At 67.3% G+C, this 22,357-nt stretch carries 22 protein-coding genes; 13 read left to right on the plus strand and 9 right to left on the minus strand.

Annotation, left to right across the window (positions count from 1 at the left end):
• A complete protein-coding gene (locus ACRDNQ_RS12855) occupies window positions 1–1,239 on the minus strand; it encodes an FAD-binding domain-containing protein (RefSeq protein ID WP_431829050.1) in 1,239 nt (412 codons plus the stop codon).
• 153 nt (window positions 1,240–1,392) lie between these two features.
• Between ACRDNQ_RS12855 and ACRDNQ_RS12860 the strand changes: the two genes are divergently transcribed.
• The 3 genes from ACRDNQ_RS12860 (at window position 1,393) to ACRDNQ_RS12870 (ending at window position 3,881) form a co-directional block, all read left to right on the plus strand.
• Window positions 1,393–2,022: an ATP-dependent Clp protease proteolytic subunit gene (locus tag ACRDNQ_RS12860; RefSeq protein ID WP_431829051.1), complete on the plus strand. Its 630-nt coding sequence runs from the start codon at window positions 1,393–1,395 to the stop codon at window positions 2,020–2,022.
• A gap of 130 nt (window positions 2,023–2,152) precedes the next feature.
• Window positions 2,153–3,415: an ATP-dependent Clp protease ATP-binding subunit ClpX gene (gene clpX / locus ACRDNQ_RS12865; RefSeq protein WP_431829052.1), complete on the plus strand. Its 1,263-nt coding sequence runs from the start codon at window positions 2,153–2,155 to the stop codon at window positions 3,413–3,415.
• 85 nt (window positions 3,416–3,500) lie between these two features.
• Window positions 3,501–3,881, plus strand: coding sequence for a RidA family protein (locus tag ACRDNQ_RS12870; RefSeq protein WP_431829053.1), 381 nt, complete (start codon window positions 3,501–3,503; stop codon window positions 3,879–3,881).
• Window positions 3,882–4,043: 162 nt separating this feature from the next.
• Here the strand turns inward: ACRDNQ_RS12870 and ACRDNQ_RS12875 are convergent, their stop codons facing one another.
• Window positions 4,044–5,060 (minus strand): alpha/beta fold hydrolase, encoded by a 1,017-nt coding sequence (locus ACRDNQ_RS12875; protein ID WP_431829054.1) that lies wholly within the window; start codon window positions 5,058–5,060, stop codon window positions 4,044–4,046.
• Between the two features lie 87 nt (window positions 5,061–5,147).
• On the opposite strand from ACRDNQ_RS12875, the gene ACRDNQ_RS12880 reads away from it, so the two are divergent.
• Window positions 5,148–5,861, plus strand: a complete 714-nt coding sequence (locus ACRDNQ_RS12880) for a helix-turn-helix transcriptional regulator (RefSeq protein WP_431829055.1) — start codon at window positions 5,148–5,150, stop codon at window positions 5,859–5,861.
• A gap of 128 nt (window positions 5,862–5,989) precedes the next feature.
• Here ACRDNQ_RS12880 and ACRDNQ_RS12885 read toward each other — a convergent pair whose 3' ends face one another.
• The gene (locus ACRDNQ_RS12885; RefSeq protein WP_431829056.1) at window positions 5,990–7,687 is read right to left on the minus strand and encodes an acyl-CoA dehydrogenase family protein; all 1,698 of its coding nucleotides are present in this window, start codon (window positions 7,685–7,687) and stop codon (window positions 5,990–5,992) included.
• A 197-nt stretch (window positions 7,688–7,884) separates the two neighbouring features.
• Here ACRDNQ_RS12885 and ACRDNQ_RS12890 point away from each other — a divergent pair, with 197 nt between their 5' ends.
• The 4 genes from ACRDNQ_RS12890 (at window position 7,885) to ACRDNQ_RS12905 (ending at window position 10,019) form a co-directional block, all read left to right on the plus strand.
• The gene (locus ACRDNQ_RS12890) at window positions 7,885–8,643 is read left to right on the plus strand and encodes a sulfite exporter TauE/SafE family protein (RefSeq protein WP_431829057.1); all 759 of its coding nucleotides are present in this window, start codon (window positions 7,885–7,887) and stop codon (window positions 8,641–8,643) included.
• Between the two features lie 92 nt (window positions 8,644–8,735).
• On the plus strand, window positions 8,736–9,119 hold the full coding sequence (locus ACRDNQ_RS12895; RefSeq protein ID WP_431829058.1) for an NADH:ubiquinone oxidoreductase subunit NDUFA12: 384 nt from the start codon (window positions 8,736–8,738) through the stop codon (window positions 9,117–9,119).
• Between the two features lie 4 nt (window positions 9,120–9,123).
• Window positions 9,124–9,576 carry an outer membrane lipid asymmetry maintenance protein MlaD gene (mlaD, locus tag ACRDNQ_RS12900; protein WP_431829059.1) on the plus strand — a complete coding sequence of 151 codons (453 nt, stop codon included), beginning with the start codon at window positions 9,124–9,126 and terminating at the stop codon, window positions 9,574–9,576.
• On the plus strand, window positions 9,573–10,019 hold the full coding sequence (locus ACRDNQ_RS12905) for a DUF2155 domain-containing protein (protein WP_431829060.1): 447 nt from the start codon (window positions 9,573–9,575) through the stop codon (window positions 10,017–10,019). The genes mlaD and ACRDNQ_RS12905 overlap by 4 nt, the downstream gene beginning before the upstream one ends.
• Here the strand turns inward: ACRDNQ_RS12905 and aat are convergent.
• The 4 genes from aat to ACRDNQ_RS12925 all read right to left on the minus strand — a co-directional run bounded on the left by aat (window position 9,983) and on the right by ACRDNQ_RS12925 (window position 14,313).
• Window positions 9,983–10,627, minus strand: coding sequence for a leucyl/phenylalanyl-tRNA--protein transferase (aat, locus tag ACRDNQ_RS12910; protein WP_431829061.1), 645 nt, complete (start codon window positions 10,625–10,627; stop codon window positions 9,983–9,985). The two genes, ACRDNQ_RS12905 and aat, sit on opposite strands and share 37 nt — an antisense overlap.
• A gap of 92 nt (window positions 10,628–10,719) precedes the next feature.
• A complete protein-coding gene (gene accC, locus ACRDNQ_RS12915; RefSeq protein ID WP_431829062.1) occupies window positions 10,720–12,069 on the minus strand; it encodes an acetyl-CoA carboxylase biotin carboxylase subunit in 1,350 nt (449 codons plus the stop codon).
• A gap of 9 nt (window positions 12,070–12,078) precedes the next feature.
• On the minus strand, window positions 12,079–12,570 hold the full coding sequence (gene accB / locus ACRDNQ_RS12920) for an acetyl-CoA carboxylase biotin carboxyl carrier protein (RefSeq protein WP_431829063.1): 492 nt from the start codon (window positions 12,568–12,570) through the stop codon (window positions 12,079–12,081).
• Between the two features lie 99 nt (window positions 12,571–12,669).
• Window positions 12,670–14,313, minus strand: coding sequence for a sulfotransferase (locus ACRDNQ_RS12925; RefSeq protein ID WP_431829064.1), 1,644 nt, complete (start codon window positions 14,311–14,313; stop codon window positions 12,670–12,672).
• Window positions 14,314–14,522: 209 nt separating this feature from the next.
• Between ACRDNQ_RS12925 and ACRDNQ_RS12930 the strand changes: the two genes are divergently transcribed.
• Both ACRDNQ_RS12930 and preA read left to right on the plus strand, forming a co-directional pair.
• On the plus strand, window positions 14,523–15,860 hold the full coding sequence (locus ACRDNQ_RS12930) for an NAD(P)-dependent oxidoreductase (protein ID WP_431829065.1): 1,338 nt from the start codon (window positions 14,523–14,525) through the stop codon (window positions 15,858–15,860).
• A gap of 3 nt (window positions 15,861–15,863) precedes the next feature.
• Window positions 15,864–17,168, plus strand: coding sequence for an NAD-dependent dihydropyrimidine dehydrogenase subunit PreA (preA, locus tag ACRDNQ_RS12935; RefSeq protein WP_431829066.1), 1,305 nt, complete (start codon window positions 15,864–15,866; stop codon window positions 17,166–17,168).
• Between the two features lie 32 nt (window positions 17,169–17,200).
• Here the strand turns inward: preA and ACRDNQ_RS12940 are convergent, their stop codons facing one another.
• Entirely contained in the window at window positions 17,201–18,007 is an 807-nt protein-coding gene (locus tag ACRDNQ_RS12940) for a hypothetical protein (protein WP_431829067.1), read from the minus strand.
• Between the two features lie 90 nt (window positions 18,008–18,097).
• Window positions 18,098–18,721, minus strand: a complete 624-nt coding sequence (locus ACRDNQ_RS12945; RefSeq protein ID WP_431829068.1) for a TetR family transcriptional regulator C-terminal domain-containing protein — start codon at window positions 18,719–18,721, stop codon at window positions 18,098–18,100.
• Between the two features lie 209 nt (window positions 18,722–18,930).
• On the opposite strand from ACRDNQ_RS12945, the gene aptA reads away from it, so the two are divergent.
• The 3 genes from aptA to ACRDNQ_RS12960 all read left to right on the plus strand — a co-directional run bounded on the left by aptA (window position 18,931) and on the right by ACRDNQ_RS12960 (window position 22,340).
• Window positions 18,931–20,256, plus strand: coding sequence for an omega-aminotransferase AptA (gene aptA, locus ACRDNQ_RS12950; RefSeq protein ID WP_431829069.1), 1,326 nt, complete (start codon window positions 18,931–18,933; stop codon window positions 20,254–20,256).
• A gap of 90 nt (window positions 20,257–20,346) precedes the next feature.
• Window positions 20,347–21,597: a Zn-dependent hydrolase gene (locus tag ACRDNQ_RS12955; RefSeq protein WP_431829070.1), complete on the plus strand. Its 1,251-nt coding sequence runs from the start codon at window positions 20,347–20,349 to the stop codon at window positions 21,595–21,597.
• Window positions 21,594–22,340 (plus strand): class II aldolase/adducin family protein, encoded by a 747-nt coding sequence (locus ACRDNQ_RS12960; protein WP_431829071.1) that lies wholly within the window; start codon window positions 21,594–21,596, stop codon window positions 22,338–22,340. Before ACRDNQ_RS12955 ends, ACRDNQ_RS12960 begins: the two co-directional genes overlap by 4 nt.
• The last annotated feature ends 17 nt before the right edge of the window (window positions 22,341–22,357 follow it).

Below are 22,357 nucleotides of genomic sequence, written 5' to 3' on the forward strand. Positions count from 1 at the left end.
CTATCGCATGCCTCCGGGCGCCAGGCCAAGGTCGTCGATCAGGCGCGGGATCGCCTCGCGGAAGCGGAAGAAGCCCGCCGTGGCATGGGGCCAGGCCGCAGCGTCATAGGGGCGCAGCACCCGGACGACATCAAGTCCCCGGCCGCGGGCCTCGGCCAGAAGCGGCGCAAGCCGGTCCGCCGCCGGACCCGTGGGAACATGGGGCAGGACGATCTGGTCGAGGTTCTGCGCCCGGGCCCAGTCCGACAGCGCCGATGGCTCGGCGGCCTCCAGCACCGTCACCTCGCCCAGTTGCGCGGCATGACGGGACAGCGCGTCGGCGATGGCGCCCCTGGTGAAGCTTTCCACCCGAGGCGCGACCGCCAGCGGTGACCGTGACCCGACGCCGGGAACGACCAGCGTCGCGGCCACCTGAAGGCCCGCCACGGCGAAGCCGGGCGAGAGGTCGTCCTCGGTCAGCACGATCCCGGTGCGGCGCGCGGGGTCGGGCCAGCCGCCTGGGGCGATCGGCTGCCGGGGCGGCGGCGGCGGGCCCTCGAGCGGTCGCGGCGCCTCGTCGAGTTGCCCGCGCGGGTCGAACCGCCCGCCGGTATGGCGGGCGATGTTCTCGGCCCGGGCGATGTAATGCTTGCCCGGCGTCTGCAGCCCGGCCACCCAGCGCCAGCTCAGCGTGTTCGAGGCGGCGTCGCCGTCCAGAAGGTGGCGCAGGAAGAAATCCGCGCCCAGAACCCAGGGAAGCCGAAGCGTGAAGATCCAGATCGACGCGGTCCACATCCGCGCGTGGTTGTGCAGATAGCCGGTCTCGACCAGCTCGCGCGCCCAATGGTCGAAACAGTCGATCCCGGTCTCGCCCCGGCACGCGGCCTCCCAGTCGCGGCGAAGCCCGCCCTCGGTCGCGATCCGGTCGAGGGCGCGGGAAAGCTCGGCCCGGTAGGCCGTCCATACGCCCGGCCGCATCTCGAGCCAGCCTTTCCAGTAGGTGCGCCAGAACACCTCCTGAACGAATTTCTCGGCCGCGGCGGGCGAATGCCGGCCAAGGACGGCCCTCAGGACCTCGTCCTCCGAGATCAGTCGATGTCGGATATAGGGCGACAGGACCGACACATCCGGATGGCCCGGGCGGTCGTGGTTGCGCCCGGCCGCATAGGCGCGGCCCGCGCGGGGCACGAAATCGCGCAGGCGGCGCAGTCCCTCGTCGCGACGGGGCGGATGGTCAGGCGGATGGTCGGGCCGTGTCATGCGCGGACGGTATGCCGCCCGGCCCGGGTTTCAAGGCGGCGACACGGCCGGACCGAATTCGCGCCTGCTGCCCTTGCAGCCCTCCGGGCGCGAAACTAAGACTCTGGCAACACTCCTTGGTTACGACCTTCCCCCGAGCACGAGGCAGCCCCAATGCACGATCCCATCGACACCTACATGAACCTCGTCCCTATGGTGGTCGAGCAGACGAGCCGGGGCGAGCGCGCCTATGACATCTTCTCGCGCCTTCTGAAGGAACGCATCATCTTCGTCAGCGGCCCCGTGCACGACGGGATGAGCCAGCTGGTGGTGGCCCAGCTTCTGCACCTCGAGGCCGAGAACCCGTCGAAGGAAATCTCGATGTACATCAACAGCCCCGGCGGCGTGGTGACCTCGGGTCTGTCGATCTACGACACCATGCAGTACATCCGTCCCAAGGTCTCGACGCTGGTCATCGGCCAGGCGGCCTCGATGGGGTCGCTGCTGCTGGCGGCGGGCGAGTCCGGCATGCGCTTTTCGCTTCCCAACAGCCGGATCATGGTCCACCAGCCCTCGGGCGGCTACCAGGGGCAGGCCTCGGACATCATGATCCACGCCCAGGAGACGCAGAAGCTGAAGGACCGGCTGAACCAGATCTACGTCAAGCATACCGGGCGAACCTTGAAAGAGGTCGAGAAGGCGCTTGACCGCGACAACTTCATGTCCCCCGAGGAAGCGAAGGACTGGGGCCTGATCGACCAGATCGTCGACAGCCGCACGCCGGCAACAGACGGCAAATCGTGATCGGCGGGGCGGCGAATTTGGCGTTGTGCCTCGGAATCGTCTGCCCTAGGCTTTGGACACTGACGATGGGTCCGCCGAACGCGGCGGTCCTGCCGGAACACCACAGGCCGGTGGCCGCAGGGGTATAGCGATGGCGACGAATTCAGGCGACGGCAAGAACACGCTCTACTGTTCGTTCTGCGGCAAGAGCCAGCACGAGGTCCGCAAGCTGATCGCGGGACCGACGGTGTTCATCTGCGACGAATGCGTCGAACTGTGCATGGACATCATCCGCGAAGAGACCAAGACCGCCGGTCTGAAGTCCTCGGACGGGGTGCCCACGCCGAAGGAAATCTGCGACGTCCTCGACGATTACGTGATCGGACAGGAACACGCCAAGCGCGTGCTGTCGGTGGCCGTGCACAATCACTACAAGCGCCTCAACCACGCCGCCAAGGCGGCCGACATCGAACTGGCGAAATCGAACATCCTGCTGATCGGCCCCACCGGCTGCGGCAAGACGCTTCTGGCACAGACGCTGGCCCGCATCCTCGATGTGCCCTTCACGATGGCCGACGCCACCACCCTGACCGAGGCGGGCTATGTCGGCGAGGATGTCGAGAACATCATCCTCAAGCTTCTCCAGGCCTCGGAATACAACGTCGAACGCGCCCAGCGCGGCATCGTCTACATCGACGAGGTCGACAAGATCACGCGCAAGTCCGACAACCCCTCGATCACCCGCGACGTGTCCGGCGAAGGGGTGCAGCAGGCGCTTCTCAAGATCATGGAAGGCACGATCGCCAGCGTCCCCCCCCAGGGCGGGCGCAAGCATCCGCAGCAGGAATTCCTGCAGGTCGATACGACCAACATCCTGTTCATCTGCGGCGGCGCCTTCGCGGGCCTCGAAAAGATCATCAGCCAGCGCGGGAAGGGATCGTCGATCGGTTTCGGCGCCGAGGTGAAGGACCCCGACTCCCGCGGCGTGGGCGAGGTCTTCAAGAGTCTCGAGCCCGAGGATCTGCTGAAGTTCGGCCTGATCCCCGAATTCGTCGGTCGCCTGCCGGTGATCGCCACGCTCGAGGACCTTGACGAGGCCGCGCTCGTCACCATCCTGACCGAGCCCAAGAACGCCCTCGTCAAGCAATACCAGCGCCTGTTCGAACTTGAGGACACGCGCCTGACCTTCACCGACGACGCGCTGAAGGCGATCGCCAAGCGCGCCATCGAGCGCAAGACCGGCGCGCGCGGCCTGCGTTCGATCATGGAGGACATCCTTCTCGACACCATGTTCGAACTTCCGGGCATGGACAGCGTCGAAGAGGTGGTGGTGAACGAGGAAGCCGTGGTCTCGGACGCCTCGCCGCTGATGATCCACGCCGACACCAAGAAGACGCCGGCGACGGCGGGCTGACGCCCCGGGTCTTCTTCTCTTTCGAAATACTCCGGGGGTCCGGGGGCAGGGCCCCCGGGCGCGATCTCGGGCAAAGGGGGCTGACATGCGACGCCACATCTCGACCGGGTCCCCCTTCGAGGCGCAGATCGGCTATTCCCGTGCCGTGGTCTGCGATGGCTGGGTCTTCGTCGCCGGGACCACGGGGTACGATTATGCTACGATGACGATGCCCGAGAATGTGGTCGACCAGTGTCGCAACGCGTTGGGCACCATCGCGCGGGCTCTGGCCGAGGCAGGCGCCAGCCTCGATGACGTTGTGCGTGTGCGCTACATCCTGCCCGAGACGGCCGACTGGCCGGCTTGCTGGCCGGTCGTGGGCGCGGCTTTCGCGACCGCGCGGCCGGCGGCGACCATGATCTCGGCCGCGCTGCAAGAGCCCGAGATGAAGATCGAGATCGAGGTCACGGCGCGCCTGCGTGGCTGATCCTAGACCCGGCCCCACCGACGCATTGCGGGTGGGGCGGCCGGGTCCCTTGGAAAGCCGCCGTTCGCCGGCCCACGGCCCGGTTCGAGGACGCAACCGGTATCGCCACCGCTATCCGGGGCGCCTGCCTTCAAAACCATGCCGCGATACGGTGTCACAAAATCACGTGCCGGCATGGGGATTTGTCCGGCGGATCGGACCTTTTGCCAGTGCCAGAAAGCCAACCCGCCGCCCCTGCGCAGCCTCCTGCTCCCCAAGCCAGTCCAGAATCGCCCGAGTGGTTTCTTCCGGCCTCTCCTGCTGGATCCAGTGCCCGCACTCGAGGCTGAGCACCTCGACGTTGGGGACAAGATCCTTGAGGGTTTCGGATGGCGGGATCATGTCTTGCGTCCCATGGATCATGAGGGCCGGATGCCGGATGACGGGGTCGATCTCCGACAAGATGTGCCAGTTGCGATCCATGTTGCGATACCAGTTGATGCTGCTGGTGAACCCCGACGCCTCGAAGGCGGACGTGAAGATCTTGAGGTCATCATCGTTCATGACGGGATCGCCAAGCGGCGTTTCCGCCATCGCGAGGTTGATCATCGTCATCCCCGGTTCTGGCGGTACAGAGGGCAGGTTCTTGCGGAACAGGTTCCGCAGGAACTGACTGGCGTTCTCGTCCAGGACGGCGTCCGCCACGCCGGGTTGGCGGTTGAAGTGGACGAAGTAGTTGTCGGGCCCAAACACGGTTTCCATGAACGCGATCCAGGGGACCGGCGTGCGGGGCTGGTAGGGCAGTGCCAGGTTGATGATCTGCTCCACGCGACCCGGATGCAGAAGCGCCATGCTCCACACGACGTTCGCACCCCAATCATGTCCCACGAAGGTAGCCTTCTCATACCCGAAATGGTCAAGAAGCGCTGCAAGATCGTCCGTCAGGTGGGCGATGTCATAGTCGGTGACCTCCGGCGGGCGTGACGAGTTTCCATACCCCCGCTGATTTGGAACGATGACGTGATAGCCCGCCGCTGCGAGGGCCGGCATCTGGTAGCGCCAGGAATAGGCGTGCTCGGGCCATCCGTGGCACAGCACGATCGGGTTTCCTTCATTCTCCCGGCCGGCCTCGAAGACCTCGAGTTCGACGTCACCCAGCGAAACGAGTGTCGGCGCTGGGAAATGAGCGTTGGTATGCATGGCTGAATCTCCTCGTTGATTGCATCGACGCTCGCCTATGCCGAAAGGGTTCCAAAAACCGACGCCCTTGTGGGGTAGAGTGCCGCCATGAACAGCCGTGTTCGACGGGACACGATCGTGCGGACCCTGCGCCGCACCGGGACAACGACCATCGCCGCCCTGATCCGAGAGGTCGGTGCATCGCGCAGCACGATCCGGCGCGACCTCTCGGCCTTGCGCGACGAGGGCTACGTGATCCAGGCTGAACAGGGACGGGGCGGCGGGTTGTCCCTCGATCCGGGATCGGTGCAGGCGACGGTCCGACTGTCGGTCGCCGAGGTGTTCGCACTCATCATCGGCGTGTCGAGCATGCGTGCCGCCCGCACGCTTCCGTTCTCAGGTCTCGCCGATGCCGGGCTTGCAAAGATCGAGAAGGCGCTGCCGTCAGACAAGCTCCGCGATCTGCGCCGCCTCATGGACTGCCTTTATGTCGGTCCGCTTGCCCCTCAGGTCTACACGTCGAACGTGGGCGAAATGGATCCTGCCCTGTTGCCCGCGTTTGAGCGGTCGTTCCTCGACCGGCTGCGCCTGAGGTTCCGGTATCGCGACGCGAAAGGAACCCGGACCGAGCGGCAGGTCGAGCCACAGGCCATGCTGATCCTGCCGCCGCTTTGGTATCTGGTCGCCGGGGACCCGGCGCGCGACGACGTCCGGCATTTCCGCATGGACCGCATCAGCCGACCTGAGGTCGTCGAAGGGTCCACGTTTCGATCGCGGCACGTTCACTTCGATGCCGGCGTGCAACCCGTTCGATACGCCTAGCGCCTATCGAGAGGCAGCAAGGCGCATTTCAGGTTGGGCTCGAACGCGGCACCCGGTCCCTTGTGTCGGACAACCGCTTCGTCGGGCGCCGCCGCCGGTCCCGACATCTGCGGCGATGGGGCCTGACCCTAGTCCAGCAGCCGCCGCGCGATCACCTGCGCCTGGATCTCGGCGGCGCCCTCGAAGATGTTGAGGATACGCGCGTCGCACAGGATGCGGCTGATCGCGTATTCCAGCGCAAAGCCGTTGCCGCCGTGAATCTGCAATCCGTTGTCGGCACAGGCCCACGCCACGCGCGCCCCCAGAAGCTTGGCCATCCCGGCCTCGAGGTCGCAGCGCTTGTCATGGTCCTTCTGCCATGCCGAGAAATAGGTCAGCTGGCGCGCCACCATGATTTCGACCGCCATCATGGCGAGCTTGCCGCTGACGCGGGGAAAGGCGATCAGCGGCTTGCCGAATTGCTTGCGGTCCTCGGCATAGCGCATCGACACGTCCAGCGCGGATTGCGCCACGCCGATGGCGCGCGCGGCGGTCTGGATGCGCGCACTTTCGAAGGTCTGCATGAGCTGCTTGAAGCCCTGGCCCTCGACCCCGCCCAGAAGGTTCTCGCCCTTCACGCGAAAGCCGTCGAAGCCAAGCTCGTATTCCTTCATGCCGCGATAGCCCAGAACCTCGATCTCGCCGCCGGTCATGCCCGGGGTCGGGAAGGGGTCTTTGTCCGTCCCGGGCGTCTTTTCTGCCAGGAACATCGACAGGCCGCGATAATCGGTCGTCGCCGGGTCGGTGCGCGCCAGAAGCGTCATCACGTGGGTGCGCGCGGCATGCGTGATCCAGGTCTTGTTGCCGGTCACGACCCAGTCTTCGCCGTCCTTCACGGCGCGGGTGCGCAGCGCGCCAAGGTCCGAACCGGTGTTAGGCTCGGTGAAGACGGCGGTCGGAAGGATCTCGCCGCTGGCAAGGGCGGGCAGCCAGGTCTGCTTCTGCGCCTCGGTGCCGCCGCACAGGATAAGCTCGGCCGCGATCTCGGACCGCGTGCCCAGCGAGCCCACGCCGATATAGCCGCGCGACAGCTCTTCCGAGACAACGCACATCGATGCCTTGCTCAGGCCGAAGCCGCCGTATTCCTCGGGGATGGTCAGGCCGAAGACGCCAAGCTCGGCCATCTCGGCGATGACCTCCATCGGGATCAGTTCGTCCTTCAGATGCCATTCATGCGCGAAGGGTTCGACGCGGTCGGCCGAGAAGCGGCGGAACTGCTCGCGAATCATTTCGAGTTCGTCGTCGAGGCCGCTTGCCCCGACGGTCAGGTTGGCGCGGCCGTCGCGCATCAGCGCGACAAGACGCTCGCGCGCGTCCTGGGTGTTGCCGTCTTCCGTCAGGCGCATCACGGCCGGGGCCGAAAGCGCGCGCGCGTCGTCCTGCGACACCCCCAGATCCTGAAGGCGCACGATTTCGCCCTGGCTCATCGGGATGCCGCCCCGGATCTGCGCCAGATACTCGCCAAAGGCGATCTGAAGGATCAGGCTTTCGGTCTCGCCCAGCCGCCCCTGCGCGTCGAGCCGTTCGGCCCAGGCCTGCATCTGGCGCAGAGCCTCGGCATAGGTGGCCAGCCAGGCCAGGCCATGCGCGGCGGTCTGGTGCGTTTCGATCAGGGCGGCCGAAACGCGCCCGTCGCGCGTCACCTTCGCCGCCACGGCCGACCGCGCGCATTCCAGAACCTCTTCGACCGCGGGCAGGGCGTCGCGGGTTGTGGCAAGCAGGCCGGGCAGACAAACGGGCGCAGGAACGGGCTCTGTCATGGCGATATCCTGTCCGTCATGCGGCATGGCAGCAACTCCTATTCTGCGACTGCGAGACAGTTAGGGCGATTTCTTCAGGTCAGCAACAAAATTCCAACTTCAAGCTGTAATTTGGCTTAAAATGTCGCGGCGGCTTTCCTCGTGCGGGCCGCCTGACGCCGCTTTTTCCTCGTGCAACCGTTTGCGCGACGCGCTACATCGACCTTGGACGAGGGAGTCGCCATATGCCGGAACTGGGACTTGCGGTCTGGGCCGCGGCGCTGGGGATCACGCTGTTTTCGGGCCTCGTGAAGGGGGCGATCGGGCTTGGTCAGCCGCTGATCATGGTCTCGGGGCTGACCATGGTGCTGGAGCCCAACCTCGCGGTGGCGGGGTTGCTTTTCCCCATCGTGCTTTCGAACCTGATGCAGACCTTCCGCACGGGCATCGCACCCGCGATCGCGGCGATGAAGGATTTCTGGCGCTACACACTGATCGTCTGCATCACGATAGCGATCTTCGCCCAGATCGTGCCGCGGCTCGATCCGCATGTCTTCTACCTTGTGCTGGGCGTCCCGGTGATGGCGCTGTCGCTGATCCAGCTCTTCGGGTTGCGACTGCATATCGCCGAGAAGAACCGCGGCTGGGCGGAATGGGTCGTGGCGACGATCTCGGGGGCGATCGGCGGGCTGACCGGCACCTGGGGGCCGACGACGGTGCTGTACCTCCTGGCGATCGACACCCCGAAATCGCGCCAGGTGGTGGTGCAGGGCGTGATCTACGGCATCGGTGCGGTCGTCCTGTTCGTCGCGCACATCAAGTCCGGGATCCTGAACTGGGGCACGGCGCCCTTCTCTGCGGCGCTGCTTGTCCCGTCGGTGATCGGCATGTGGCTGGGCTTCCAGATCCAGGACCGCCTGGACCAGGACCTGTTCCGCAAAGCCACGCTTGTGCTTCTGACCGTCGCGGGCCTGAACCTCGTCTACAAGGGGCTGAGCGCCTAGGCCGCGGGCATCCGCAGGTCCGCACCACCGGCGGGCACTGGACCTCTGCGCCGCCATGCGGCATATCGGGGCGAACGACATGCGAGGCGGCCATGGGCATCTTTACCCCGATCCTGCGCGCGGTGACCTGGTGGAACGGCCAGACCATCGGCACGCAGCTTTTCACCTGGCGCAAGGGCGTCAAGGTGGGCGAGGACGCGGACGGCAACGTCTTCTACCGCACCAAGGACGACAGCCGCCGCTGGGTGGTCTTCAACGGCGAGGCCGAGGCAAGCCGCGTCGGCCCCGACTGGCATGGCTGGCTGCACCGGACCTGGGACACGCCGCCCACGGAACGCCCGCTCGTACACAAGCGGTGGGAGAAGCCCCACCAGGAAAACCTGACCGGCACTGCGGCCGCCTATGTGCCGCCGGGGTCGATCCTGCGCCCCGAGCCGGTGGCGCGCCGCGATTACGAGGCGTGGCAGCCGGAGTGAGGCGATGACCGATCACACGACAGAAGTCGTCGTCGGCGCGGCGGTCGTGGCCGCGGCGGCCGGCTTCATCCTTTATGCCGTCCAGTTCGCGGGTGTCGGCGGACCGCAGGGCGACGACTATTTCCTGACGGCGTCGTTCCGGTCGGTCGAGGGGATCGCCGTCGGCACCGACGTGCGCCTTGGCGGCGTCAAGGTCGGCACCGTCACGGACCTCACGCTCAATCCCGCGACCTTCCGCGCCGACACGACCTTCACGATCGACGGCGCGCTGCAACTGCCTGAGGACACCGCGGTGGTGATCTCGTCCGAGGGGCTTCTGGGCGGCAACTTCGTCGAGCTTCTGCCGGGTGGATCGCCCTTCAACCTCGAGCCCGGCAGCGAGATCGAGGATACGCAAAGCTCGGTCAGCCTGGTTCAGCTTCTCTTGCGCTTCGTGACCGGAAGCGAAGACGGATGAGGGGCCATCTGGCGCTTCTGGTGGCACTGCTGGCGGCCCCCCTGGCCGCGGCCCAAAGTCCCGACGTCCCCGACGCCATCGAAGCTGTGCCGCTGGACGACCCGTCCCTTCGGCCGCTTCCTCCAGAAGCCCGCGACCGGGATATCGTGGAAGTGGCCGCCGGCGCCGTCCTGCGTGCGCTCGACAAGGTTTCAGGCGAGGTGGTCGAGCTTTACGTGCCTTCGGGCGAGACCAAGGACTTCGGCTTGATCAGCATATCGGTGGGCGAATGCCGATTTCCACGTGGCAACCCGGCGGGCGACGCCTACGCCTGGGTCGAGGTGCGCACGCCCGCGCGGGGCACCACGGATTTCCAGGGCTGGATGATCGCCTCCAGCCCCGCGCTCAACGCGCTTGACCACGCGCGCTATGACGTGTGGGTCATGCGCTGCATCAGCGCCTGAGGTGCAGGCAACGGCCCGGGGGCGTCGAAGTCGGCTCGGATCTTCAGCGCCTCGCTCAGGCGCCGGTGGTAGTCGTCCCGTGAAATCTCGACCGCGCCAAGGCTGGCAAGATGCGGCGTGATGAACTGCGTGTCGAACAGCGTGAAGCCCGCATTGCGCAGCCGGTCCACTAAGTAGCACAGCCCAACCTTCGAGGCGTCGGTTTCGCGCGAGAACATGCTTTCGCCGAAGAAGGCGCCGCCGATGGCGACGCCGTAGACGCCGCCGACCAGCCGTCCCCCGTTCCAGACCTCGATCGAATGCGCCCGCCCCATCGCGAAGAGCCGGATGTAAAGCGCCTCGATCCGGTGGCTGATCCAGGTTTCGGGACGGGCCGAACACAGCCGGACCACGTCGGCGAAGGCGCGGTCCAGCGTCACCTTGAAGGTCCCGTCCAGAATCCGCCGCTTCAGCGACCGTGAGACGTGGAAGCCCGTCAGAGGGAAGATTCCGCGCGAACGGGGGTCGACCCAGAAGATGTCGGGATCATCGCGCGCGTCGGCCATGGGAAAGACGCCGGCCGCATAAGCCTGCAGAAGCAGTTCGGGGGTCAGCCCATCCGACGCCATGACCGCAACACGCCTTCCACGTCACACCCGATGCCGCCGACGATAAGGCCCGGGCGTCGCCCGGCTCAACCCTCGCAGGAAGCGACCTTGCGTCACCCTTCTCCGTGGGCGCCCAGCCAGGTCTCGAGCCAGTGAATGTCGTAGTCGCCGGTCAGGATCTCGGGCGCGTCGAGCAGTTCGTGAAACAGCGGCACGGTCGTATCGATTCCATCCACGATCAACTCGCCAAGCGCCCGCTTGAGCCGCGCCAGCGCCTCGGGCCGGTCGCGGCCATGGACGATCAGCTTGCCGATCAGGCTGTCGTAGTAGGGCGGGATGGAATAGCCGGTGTAAAGCGCGGAATCCACCCGCACGCCAAGCCCGCCGGGCGCGTGATATTGCGTGACCTTTCCCGGCGAGGGCGTGAACTTTGGCAGTTTCTCGGCGTTGATGCGGATCTCGATCGCGTGGCCGCCGACCTTCAGGTCTTCCTGCCGGAAGGACATCGGCAGCCCGGCGGCGACGCGGATCTGTTCGCGCACCAGATCGACGCCGAACACGGCTTCGGTCACCGGATGCTCGACCTGCAGGCGGGTGTTCATCTCGATGAAATAGAATTCGCCGTCCTCGTAGAGGAATTCGATGGTTCCCGCCCCGCTGTAGCCGATGGCGGCAACGGCGTCGGCGCAGACCTTGCCGATGCGTGCACGGGTCTCAGCGTCGATGGCCGGTCCGGGGGCCTCTTCGAAGACCTTCTGGTGGCGCCGCTGAAGCGAACAGTCCCGTTCGCCCAGATGCACGGCCTTGCCCTTGCCATCGCCGAAAACCTGAACTTCGATGTGGCGCGGCTTGCCGAGGTATTTCTCGATATAGACTTCGTCGTTGCCGAAGGCGGCCTTGGCCTCGGCCCGGGCCGTGCGGAAGGCGGATTCCATCTCGGCGGCCGATTTCGCAAGCTTCATGCCGCGCCCGCCGCCGCCGGCGGTGGCCTTCACGATCACCGGATACCCGAATTCTTCGCCGATCTTCCTGGCGGCCTCGACGTCGGGCACGCCGCCATCTGAGCCGGGCACGACCGGCACGCCAAGCTTCTTCATCGTCTCTTTGGCGGTGATCTTGTCGCCCATGATCCGGATATGCTCGGCCGTGGGTCCGATGAAGGTGATCTCGTGATCCTCGACGATCTGCACGAAGGCGGCGTTCTCGGACAGGAATCCGTATCCCGGATGGATCGCCTGCGCCCCGGTGATCTCGCAGGCCGAGATGATGGCCGGCACCGACAGATAGCTTTGCGGGCCGGGCGGCGGACCGATGCAGACGGATTCGTCCGCCATGCGGACATGCATGGCATCGGCGTCGGCGGTGGAATGCACCGCGACGGACCGGATGCCCATCTCGCGGCAGGCGCGGATCACGCGAAGCGCGATCTCGCCGCGGTTGGCGATCAGGATCTTGTCGAACATCGCCCGGCCTTACTCGACGATCATGAGTGGCGCGCCGTATTCGACCGGGGCACCATCTTCGACCAGGACACGCTTCACGATCCCGGCCTTGGGCGAGGGGATGTGGTTCATCGTCTTCATCGCCTCGACGATGAGAAGGGTCTGCCCCTCGGACACGCGGTCGCCGACATTGACGAAGGCCGCCGCCCCCGGCTCGGGCGAGAGATAGGCCGTGCCCACCATGGGCGAGGTCACCGCCCCTGGCAGCGAAGCGGGATCGCCCGCGGCCTCGGCCGCGGCGGCGGGCGCGGCGGACGAAGGCGCAATCTGCGGGGCGTGATACGCCTGTGCCGGCGGCGCGTATTCGGCGATCACGGTCTTCGCCCGGCTGACGCGGACATTCAGACTGCCTTCCTCACCGTATTCGCGCTTCACCTGAAGCTCGGTCAGGTCGTTCTTCGCCAGCACTTCGGCAAGCGCCTGGATGAAGGCAACGTCGGCATCATGGGGGTGTTTCGTCATGCTTGTCCTCGACAGGGTCGGTTGACCGTCCTCATTATCCGGGCCGCTTATACGCCAGGGGGCGGGGGGTGAAAAGCGCTCGTAGGGGGCAGGCGGCGTTCATGGCGCCGAACGCCCGTCCAAGGGATAGCCGAACGCGTCAAGATAGGGGCGCAGCACCGGAAGCGCAGCCTCCATCGCCTTCGGGTAATTGCGCCAGCGCTCGGTGGCGCGGGTGTGCACGTTTTCCCGCACGGCCTGATAGCTGGGCGTGTTGACGAAGGTCTTTCGCGTGCGTTCGTAATAGGCAAGCACGGCGTCCTCCCACGGCACGCCAAGGTGATCAAGAATCCGCCGCGCCTGGCCGGGCAGGTCGGTGACCGTGTCCTCGTAGCGCACCTCGATCTGCGGAAGATCTATCCGGTCGCGCACGTCTAGCCAGAAGCCCATGACCTTGGCGTAGAACGCCACGGTGGTCGGCCAGCTGAGGAACTTCTTCATCGATCGGTTCAGTCCGAAACTCTGGAAGAAGCAGCTCAGGCAGACGTCGCGCGGGTCGCGCAGCGCCAGGATGACCCGGGACGACGGAAAGAGCCCGTTGATCGTGCCGATGTTGGTCAGGCTGAGCGGAAGCTTGTGAACGAAGACATCGTGATCGCGCCCCGACTGCGCGTCGACCCCGCGCCAGAACACCGACCGCGCCTCGTCGAGGGCCGCACGGTCGGCGGCTTCGAGGATTTCGCCCATCGGGCGACCCTGTCCGTACCGCGCCTCGAGCGCGCGCATGGCGTCCCGCAGGAAAGGCTGTTCTTCCGACGTAGCGACCCTGCTGTGGGCGGCCATGACCTGTTCGGTCAGCGTGGTGCCCGACCGGGGAAATCCGACCAGAAAGACCAGCCGCCGGGGGTCCGCTTCCGGGTAGCGGTCGATGCGGGCAAGGCCGCCCCCCGTGATCCAGGCTTTCTCCTGCGCGATCCGCCGGTCTGCGACGGTGTCGTCGATCGCCCGCGCCTTTGGCGTGTCCAGAGTGATCGCGCCCGAACGCTCGAAGGCCTTGAAGGCGGCGTCGTAGTCTTCCAGGCTGTCAAGGACATGGCCGAGTTCGTTCCAGAGGCTGGCCACGGTCTCGGGCGGGGACGTGACCTGGCCGATGGTCGCCAGCAGAAGCCGGCGTGCGGCCGCGTTGTCCTTCCGCCAGCGATAGACCCGGGCAAGGGCCGAGGCCGCGCGGGCATCCCTTGGCGCGGTGGCGATCACCTTAGCCAGAACGGGCTCGGCTTCGTCGTTGCGGTTCAGCCGTTCAAGGGCAAGCCCACTGAGCGACAGAAGGTCGGGACTGTCCGGCGTCTCGCGCAGGCCCAGTCGCGCGACCGAGAGCGCGCTGTCCGGCCGTCCAAGCCGAAGCAGGGTGCTGGCGATCGCGGCCACCACGGCCGTCTCGAAGGGGCGAAGCGCCGCGGCGGCCTCGAGGTGGGGGACCGCGCCGCGCTCGTCGTCCATGGCCATCAGGGTCCGGGCGATCCCGAGGTGTCCCTCGGCCTTTTCCAGCGCATCGCCTGGCAGCGCCGCAAGCTGGCGGAACAGCGCAAGCGCCTGCGGCAGTCGGCCGGCGTCTTCATGCCCCTGGGCCTGCTCCAGAAGCGCGGCGGCCCGGGGCGCCGCGACGGCGGCCTTGCGCAAGCAGCACGCCTTGTACTTCTTGCCGCTGCCGCAGGGGCAGGGATCGTTCCGTCCGGCCTTGGCCGCCGACGCCTGTCCAGCCATCTGTCGCCCTCATGACGTCCGGCGGTCCGCCCGCCGCCGGTTGCCCAAAGGTGTAGGACATGACGGGCGAAGGTTCCACCCGCATCGTTCGTGATGCCTTATTGTGCTAGGCGGTGCGGGCGGCCCCGGCCTGCCGCGACCCTGTTTTTTACCAGTTGATAAAATTCCGGGTTGTGGCAGAGTTTCCGCCAAAGAACAGGGAGACAACGATGCCCAACAGCCAGATGACCCCCGGCGTGGTCGCCGGGCGTCTTCCCGCCGACGCCTATTGCGAGAACTTCGCCGACGTGCAGCCGCCGCTTGGGCCGCACGAGGCGGCGGTCGCGGCGGACCGGTGCTATTTCTGCCATGATGCGCCCTGCATCACGGCCTGTCCGACCTCGATCGATATCCCGCTGTTCATCCGTCAGATCGCCACAGGCACGCCCGAGGCCGCGGCACGGACGATCTTCGAGCAGAACATCCTGGGCGGCATGTGCGCCCGCGTCTGCCCGACCGAGACCCTGTGCGAGGAAGCCTGCGTGCGCGAGGCGGCCGAGGGCAAGCCGGTCGAGATCGGTCGGCTTCAGCGTTTCGCCACCGACACGTTGATGGCCGCGGACGTTCATCCCTTCACGCGCGCCGCGCCGACCGGCAAGCGGATCGCGGTCGTGGGGGCGGGGCCCGCGGGCCTTGCCTGCGCGCACAGGCTGGCGATGAAGGGGCACGAGGTCGCCATCTTCGACGCGCAGGCCAAGCCCGGCGGATTGAACGAATACGGCATCGCCAGCTACAAGACGGTGGGTGGGTTCGCCCAGGCCGAGGTCGACTGGCTGCTGAAGATCGGCGGCATCACGGTCGAGACCGGAAAGGCGCTGGGCAAGGGGCTGACGCTTGACGGACTTGCCGCCGACTTCGACGCGGTCTTCCTTGCCATCGGCCTGAAGGGCGTCAACGCGCTTCGCGCCGCGGGCGAGGACCGCGACGGCGTGCGGGACGCGGTCGATTTCATCGCCGACCTGCGGCAGGCCACCGACGTGGCGACGATTCCCGTGGGACGCAACGTGGTGGTCATCGGCGGCGGCATGACCGCGGTCGACGCCGCGGTGCAGTCGAAGCTTCTGGGCGCGGAAAGCGTCACCATCGTCTACCGGCGCGGCCGCGAAAAGATGAGCGCCAGCACGTACGAACAGGAACATGCAACCGCGCGCGGGGTCCGCATCCTTCACAACGCGCGCCCCGTCGCGGTGCATGGCAACGGCCGCGCCGCCGAGGTCGAGTTCGAATACACCCGCGAAGGCCCGGGCGGCCTCGAGGGCACGGGCGAGACGTTCCGCCTGCCCGCCGACCAGGTTTTCAAGGCCATCGGCCAGACGCTTGACGGCGCGCCGGCCGGGCTGAAGCTCGACGGCGGCAAGATTGCCGTTACCGGCGCGGGCCGCACCTCGGTTCCGGGGGTCTGGGCCGGGGGCGACTGCGCCGCCGGCGGCGAGGACCTGACCGTGACTGCGGTCGCCGAAGGGCGCGACGCCGCCGAGGACATTCACGCAACGCTGATGGGAGTCTGAGCCATGGCCAACCTCGCGACCGACTTCGTGGGCATCAAGAGCCCTAACCCCTTCTGGCTGGCCTCGGCGCCGCCGACCGACAAGGAATACAACGTCCGCCGCGCCTTCGAGGCCGGCTGGGGCGGCGTCGTCTGGAAGACCCTGGGCGAGGACGGCCCGCCGATCGTCAACGTCAACGGCCCGCGCTATGGCGCGATCTGGGGCGCCGACCGGCGGCTTCTGGGCCTCAACAACATCGAACTCATCACCGACCGGCCGCTCGAGGTGAACCTGCGCGAGATCAAGACCGTCAAGCGCGACTATCCCGATCGCGCGATGGTGGTCAGCCTGATGGTGCCCTGCGAAGAGCACGCCTGGAAGGCGATCCTTCCGCTGGTCGAGGAGACGGGCGCGGACGGGATCGAGCTCAACTTCGGCTGCCCACACGGCATGAGCGAGCGCGGCATGGGATCGGCTGTGGGCCAGGTTCCCGAGTACATCGAGATGGTGACACGCTGGTGCAAGCAGACCACGCGGATGCCGGTGATCGTCAAGCTGACGCCGAACATCACCGACATCCGCTATCCCGCCCGCGCGGCCAAGGCGGGGGGCGCGGACGCGGTGAGCCTGATCAACACCGTCTCGTCGATCACCGCCGTCAACCTCGACACGATGAGCCCCGAGCCGTCGATCGACGGGCGCGGCAGCCACGGGGGCTATTGCGGCCCGGCGGTCAAGCCGATCGCGCTGAACATGGTCGCCGAGATCGCCCGCGACGCCGAGACGCGCGGTCTGCCGATTTCGGGCATCGGCGGGGTCACGACCTGGCGCGACGCGGCCGAATTCCTGGCGCTGGGCGCGGGCAACGTGCAGGTCTGCACCGCGGCCATGACCTATGGCTTCAAGATCGTGCAGGAAATGATCTCGGGCCTGTCGCAGTGGATGGACGAGAAAGGCTATGCCTCGGTCGCCGAGGTGTCGGGGCGCGCGGTGCCGAACGTCACCGACTGGCAATTCCTCAACCTCAACTACGTGACCAAGGCGCGCATCGACCAGGATCTCTGCATCAAGTGCGGCCGCTGCTACGCTGCCTGCGAGGATACCAGCCACCAGGCCATCGCGATGAAGCCCGGCCGCGTCTTCGAGGTGATCGACGAGGAATGCGTGGCCTGCAACCTTTGCGTCAACGTCTGCCCGGTCGAGGACTGCATCACCATGGAGCGCCTTGCACCGGGAACGGTCGATCCGCGCACCGGCAAGGTGGTCGAGGAGGACTACGGGAACTGGACGATGCACCCCAACAACCCGGCCGCGCGCGCGGCAGAGTAGGGGGCCATCCCGGCGCCGCCCGGCAAGCGTCACTAGCGCAGGACGTCGACCGTCGCTGTATCATAGGGCGCGTCCATCCGGCGCAGGCTTGTGAACTCGACCTCGGCCCGTTCCTCGGCGCTGGGCGGCACCTCGGGGCGCGCGCTTTCGGCGACCAGTTGGCGAATGGCCGCCCTCAGCGGGTCATCGTCGGGCGGCGTGTTGGACGCGGGATCCACCGGTGTATCGCTTGTTTCATCGGGTTGCCCGCCTGCGGTCCCGACCGCCGCCGAAGACGGCCGGATCGACGGTGCCAGCCCGTCCACTTCCACCGCGCCACCACGCACCGGGCCGGACACCGCAGCCTCTGGCGTGGGCGCGGGCGGTTCGGGGGCCGAGATCGTCGAGGGGGACGAGTCCGGGGCGGCCGTCTCGGCGCGCTGGGCGTCGAGAAGACTGCGCCGGAACGCCGGTGGTGGTCCGGCTGTGGCATCAACCGGGGCATCAACCGGGGCGTCGCGGGGCGCGTCTCCGGCATCGCCCTTTCCCGCGTTTTCGGTCCCGCTTTTCCCCGCCGGTGGGAAGGGCATCGGCGTGAACCGGGTGCCGAAGACCGCTGCTTCGGCGCGCGGTCCCGGCCCCATGCCTTCGCGCCGGTCCTCTTGCGGCAGCGCCGCCGCCGTCGCGGGCTGGGGCGGAGGATCGACCCTCTCGGCAGCTTCCGGCCGGGTGCCTGCCGCTCCAGCCTCGCCTGGGGAGGCGCTGCGCGGGTCCTGGCCCGGCTGTCCGCCGCGCGGCGAGTGGGCGGTCACGCTGCTTCCTCCCGGTCCATAGGGGTTCATGGCGACATTCGAGAACATGCCCGGCTCCTTGGCGAAGCCCCCACGCCGTCAGGCTAGAAACCCGGCCTTACCCGAAGGTAAACGACCGCCGGGAATTCTTCACCAAGGTTAACGCGGGTCGAGCGCGCGCCGGAACAGTTCCGTCAGAAAGGCCTCGGCGCCGGCGAAATGCCCGTCGCCGTCCGGGGCAAGGATGGCCCGGACCTGCACGTCGAAATCGGCGTAGTGCTGGGTCGTCGCCCAGATCGAGAAGATCAGGTGGTGCGGATCGAGCGGCGCAAGCCGCCCCGCGTCGATCCAGGCCCGGATCATCGCGGCCTTCTCGTCGACCAGCCGGCGCAGCGGCCCCTCGATTTCGGGCAGCATGTGGGGGGCGCCCTGCACGATCTCGTTGGCGAAAAGACGGCTTTCGCGAGGATAGGCCCGCGCCATTTCGAGCTTGCGCCGCACGTATCCCAGGATCTCGTCGACCGGATCGCCTTCGGGATCAAGCGCACGCAGCGGATCGAGCCAGGTGTCGAGCAGATGGGTCAGAAGCGCCGTGTGGATCGCCTCCTTCGAGGCGAAGTAGTAAAGCAGGTTGGGCTTCGACAGTCCCGCCACCTCGGCGATCCGGTCGAGCGTCGCGCCCCGGAACCCGGTGGCCGAAAACACCTCGAGCGCGGCGTCGAGGATCGCTTCGGTGTTGCGTTTCTGGATGCGGGTGCGGGGCCGGGGCACTTGGATCGTCATGGCGTCTGGGCGGTCCTGGCGTCTTCTCCGGGTCTGGTCCGGGGTCTGGTCCGGGCTCGTCCCGGCGGTTCGGCAGAGCGCCGCCACGGCACGGGTCCGCGCCGCTTGACTGCCCCATTCGCTCTGCTAGCGTGATCCTGACCAACTGGTCAAACCCTTTGCGCAAGGCGCCCGATCGGCGGCGCCCCAAAATCACAAGGAGCCGGGCCATGGCCCTCGATCGTCCGTCGGTCCCCAACGACCTTTCCGCATTCTGGATGCCCTTCACGGCGAACCGCCAGTTCAAGAAGGCGCCGCGCATGCTCGTGTCCGCGGACCGGATGCACTACAAGACCGCAGACGGGCGCGAGATTCTGGACGGCACGGCGGGCCTGTGGTGCTGCAACGCCGGCCACAACCGGCCGAAGATCGTCGAGGCGATCCGCAAGCAGGCGGGCGAGCTTGACTATGCCCCGGCCTTCCAGATGGGCCATCCGAAGGCCTTTGAGCTGGCCTCGTCGCTGCGCGACATGGCGCCGAAGGGGATGGAGCACGTGTTCTTCGTGAACTCGGGGTCCGAAGCCGTGGATACCGCGCTGAAGATCGCGCTGGCTTACCAGCGGGCCATCGGTCAAGGCACCCGCACCCGCCTGATCGGGCGCGAGCGCGGCTATCACGGCGTTGGTTTCGGCGGCATTTCCGTGGGCGGGATCGTGAACAACCGCCGCATGTACGGCACGCTTTTGACCGGGGTCGATCATCTGCCCCACACCCACCTGCCGAAGAACGCCTTCAGCCGCGGCCAGCCCGAGCATGGCGCGAACCTTGCCGACGAACTCGAGCGTCTGGTGGCGCTGCACGGCGCCGAGACGATCGCCGCGGTGATCGTCGAGCCGGTTGCGGGCTCGACCGGCGTCATCCTGCCGCCGAAGGGGTACCTCCAGCGGCTGCGCGAACTGTGCACCAAGCACGGCATCCTGCTGATCTTCGACGAGGTCATCACCGGCTTCGGGCGTCTCGGCGCGGCCTTCGCGGCCGACTTCTTCGACGTCCAGCCCGACATGATCACCTGCGCCAAGGGCCTGACCTCGGGCGTGATCCCGATGGGGGCGGTGCTGACCACGCCCGAGATCCACGACGCCTTCATGACCGGACCCGAGCACCTGATCGAGCTGTTCCACGGCTACACCTATTCGGGATCGCCGATCGCCTCGGCCGCCGGTCTCGCCACGCTCGAGACCTACCGCGAGGACCGGCTGTTCGAACGCGCCGCCGAGCTTTCGGGCTATTGGGAGGAGGCGGTTCATTCGCTGAAGGACTGCCAGCATGTCATCGACATCCGCAACCTCGGTCTGATCGGGGCGATCGAGCTTGAACCGATCCCGGGCGAGCCCACGAAGCGCGCCTTCACGGCCTTCCTTCAGGCCTATGAAAAGGGCATCCTGATCCGCACCACGGGCGACATCATCGCCATGTCCCCGCCGCTGATCATCGAGAAGGCGCATATCGACCAGCTGGTCGAGACGCTGCGCGGCGTTCTGAAGACGCTGCACTGAACGTGGGGCACAGGGCCGCCCGGGCATCGGCCCGGGCAGGCCCTTGCCGCGCCGCGGCGGGACAGACCGGGTCAAGGAGAGCGAGCACCGATGCCAGCACCGGGCGAGAACCTACAGATCAACGGCCAGCGCCTTTGGGACAGCCTGATGGAGATGGCGAAGATCGGGCCTGGGGTGGCGGGCGGCAACAACCGCCAGACGCTGACCGACGCCGACGCCGAGGGCCGCGCGCTCTTTCGCCGCTGGTGCGAGGAGGCGGGCTGCACCATGGGCGTCGACAAGATGGGGACGATGTTCGCCCGCCGCGAGGGCGCCGACCCTGACGCTCTGCCGGTCTACGTCGGCAGCCATCTCGACACCCAGCCCACGGGCGGAAGGTACGACGGGGTGCTGGGGGTGCTGGGCGGGCTTGAGATCATCCGCACGCTCAACGACCTCGACATCCGGACGCGGCATCCCATCGTCGTGACCAACTGGACGAACGAAGAGGGCACGCGCTTCGCCCCCGCAATGCTGGCCTCGGGCGTCTTCGCGGGCGTGCACAACCTCGGCTGGGCCCACGACCGGAAGGACGCCGAGGGCAAGCGCTTCGGCGAGGAACTCGGGCGCATCGGCTGGATGGGCGAGGAAGAGGTCGGCGCGCGGAAGATGCATGCCTTCTTCGAGCTGCACATCGAACAGGGCCCGATCCTCGAGGCCGACGGCAAGGACATCGGCGTGGTCACGCATGGGCAGGGCCTGTGGTGGCTGCAGGTGACACTGACCGGAAAGGACGCGCATACGGGGTCCACGCCCATGAACATGCGCGTCAACGCCGGTCTCGGGATGGCACGGATCATCGAACTGGTCCACCGCATCGCGATGGACAACCAGCCCGACGCGGTGGGCGCCGTGGGTCAGGCCAATGTCTATCCCAATTCGCGCAACGTCATTCCCGGCAAGGCGGTCTTCACCGTCGACTTCCGCAGTCCCGAGCGCGCGAAGCTTGACGGCATGCGGGCGCGGCTCGAGGCCGAGGCGCCGGGGATCGCGGCCGGGCTGGGGTTGGGGATCGAGATCGAACCGGTCGGGCATTTCGACCCCGTGGCCTTCGATCCCGGCTGTGTCGGGGCGGTGCGGGCGGCGGCCGAACGGCTGGGCTATTCGCACATGGACATCGTCTCGGGTGCCGGGCACGATGCCTGCTGGATCAACCGCGTCGCGCCCACGGCCATGGTGATGTGCCCCTGCGTGGGCGGCCTGTCGCACAACGAGGCCGAGGAGATCAGCCCCGAGTGGGCGAAAAAAGGTGCCGACGTGCTGTTCCATGCGGTCGTGGAAACGGCGGGAATCGTGGAATGACGCGGCACGAGGCCATCACCGACGAAACCGCGTTGCGCATCGACCTTGCGGCCGCGATCCGGCTGGCCTGCCGGGCGGACTGGCACGAGGGCGTGGCGAACCACTTCTCGGCGGCGGTGTCGCCGGACGGTCGGCGGTTCCTCGTGAACCCGCGCTGGGTGCACTGGAGCCGGGTGCGCGCCTCGGACCTGATCCTTGTCGATGCCGACGACCCCCTGACCATGAACCGCCCGGATGCGCCGGACCCGAGCGCCTGGGCCATTCATTCGGCGATCCACCGCAGCCTGCCGCAGGCGCGGGTCGCGCTGCATATCCATCCGCCCTATGCAACCGCGCTTGCGGGCCTCTCCAACCCGCGCATCCTGCCGATCGACCAGGTGACGGCGCGATTCCACAACCGCCTCGCCTATGACATGGATTTCGGCGGCATCGCGAGCGAGGAGGCCGAGGGCGCGCGTATCGCCGCGACCGTGGGCAACCACCGCGCGCTGATGATGCAGAACCACGGCGTCACCACCTTCGGCGCGACGGTGGCCGAGGCCTGGGATGCCCTCTACCACCTCGAGCGGGCGGCGCGGACGATGGTGCTGGCATTGTCCACGGGCCAGCCGCTGGCCGTGATGCCCGAGGCGCTGGCCGAGGCGACGGCCGCAGCGTGGGAGGACTATGCAGAGGCCGAGCATGCGCATTTCGCCGAGATGAAGCGGGTCCTCGACCGCGAGGCGCCGGACTACAGGGACTGACACGCAGGCGCGCCGGA

Source organism: Saliniferula longa (genome assembly GCF_050789285.1).
Taxonomy (GTDB): Bacteria; Pseudomonadota; Alphaproteobacteria; order Rhodobacterales; family Rhodobacteraceae; genus CAVPWP01.

Excerpts from the sequence above, each read along its gene's own strand:
- ACRDNQ_RS12855 (WP_431829050.1), bottom strand. The coding sequence starts at position 1,239 with ATGACACGGCCCGACCATCCGCCTGACCATCCGCCCCGTCGCGACGAG.
- ACRDNQ_RS12860 (WP_431829051.1), top strand. The coding sequence starts at position 1,393 with ATGCACGATCCCATCGACACCTACATGAACCTCGTCCCTATGGTGGTC.
- clpX (WP_431829052.1), top strand. The coding sequence starts at position 2,153 with ATGGCGACGAATTCAGGCGACGGCAAGAACACGCTCTACTGTTCGTTC.
- ACRDNQ_RS12870 (WP_431829053.1), top strand. The coding sequence starts at position 3,501 with ATGCGACGCCACATCTCGACCGGGTCCCCCTTCGAGGCGCAGATCGGC.
- ACRDNQ_RS12875 (WP_431829054.1), bottom strand. The coding sequence starts at position 5,060 with ATGCATACCAACGCTCATTTCCCAGCGCCGACACTCGTTTCGCTGGGT.
- ACRDNQ_RS12880 (WP_431829055.1), top strand. The coding sequence starts at position 5,148 with ATGAACAGCCGTGTTCGACGGGACACGATCGTGCGGACCCTGCGCCGC.
- ACRDNQ_RS12885 (WP_431829056.1), bottom strand. The coding sequence starts at position 7,687 with ATGCCGCATGACGGACAGGATATCGCCATGACAGAGCCCGTTCCTGCG.
- ACRDNQ_RS12890 (WP_431829057.1), top strand. The coding sequence starts at position 7,885 with ATGCCGGAACTGGGACTTGCGGTCTGGGCCGCGGCGCTGGGGATCACG.
- ACRDNQ_RS12895 (WP_431829058.1), top strand. The coding sequence starts at position 8,736 with ATGGGCATCTTTACCCCGATCCTGCGCGCGGTGACCTGGTGGAACGGC.
- mlaD (WP_431829059.1), top strand. The coding sequence starts at position 9,124 with ATGACCGATCACACGACAGAAGTCGTCGTCGGCGCGGCGGTCGTGGCC.
- ACRDNQ_RS12905 (WP_431829060.1), top strand. The coding sequence starts at position 9,573 with ATGAGGGGCCATCTGGCGCTTCTGGTGGCACTGCTGGCGGCCCCCCTG.
- aat (WP_431829061.1), bottom strand. The coding sequence starts at position 10,627 with ATGGCGTCGGATGGGCTGACCCCCGAACTGCTTCTGCAGGCTTATGCG.
- accC (WP_431829062.1), bottom strand. The coding sequence starts at position 12,069 with ATGTTCGACAAGATCCTGATCGCCAACCGCGGCGAGATCGCGCTTCGC.
- accB (WP_431829063.1), bottom strand. The coding sequence starts at position 12,570 with ATGACGAAACACCCCCATGATGCCGACGTTGCCTTCATCCAGGCGCTT.
- ACRDNQ_RS12925 (WP_431829064.1), bottom strand. The coding sequence starts at position 14,313 with ATGGCTGGACAGGCGTCGGCGGCCAAGGCCGGACGGAACGATCCCTGC.
- ACRDNQ_RS12930 (WP_431829065.1), top strand. The coding sequence starts at position 14,523 with ATGCCCAACAGCCAGATGACCCCCGGCGTGGTCGCCGGGCGTCTTCCC.
- preA (WP_431829066.1), top strand. The coding sequence starts at position 15,864 with ATGGCCAACCTCGCGACCGACTTCGTGGGCATCAAGAGCCCTAACCCC.
- ACRDNQ_RS12940 (WP_431829067.1), bottom strand. The coding sequence starts at position 18,007 with ATGTTCTCGAATGTCGCCATGAACCCCTATGGACCGGGAGGAAGCAGC.
- ACRDNQ_RS12945 (WP_431829068.1), bottom strand. The coding sequence starts at position 18,721 with ATGACGATCCAAGTGCCCCGGCCCCGCACCCGCATCCAGAAACGCAAC.
- aptA (WP_431829069.1), top strand. The coding sequence starts at position 18,931 with ATGGCCCTCGATCGTCCGTCGGTCCCCAACGACCTTTCCGCATTCTGG.
- ACRDNQ_RS12955 (WP_431829070.1), top strand. The coding sequence starts at position 20,347 with ATGCCAGCACCGGGCGAGAACCTACAGATCAACGGCCAGCGCCTTTGG.
- ACRDNQ_RS12960 (WP_431829071.1), top strand. The coding sequence starts at position 21,594 with ATGACGCGGCACGAGGCCATCACCGACGAAACCGCGTTGCGCATCGAC.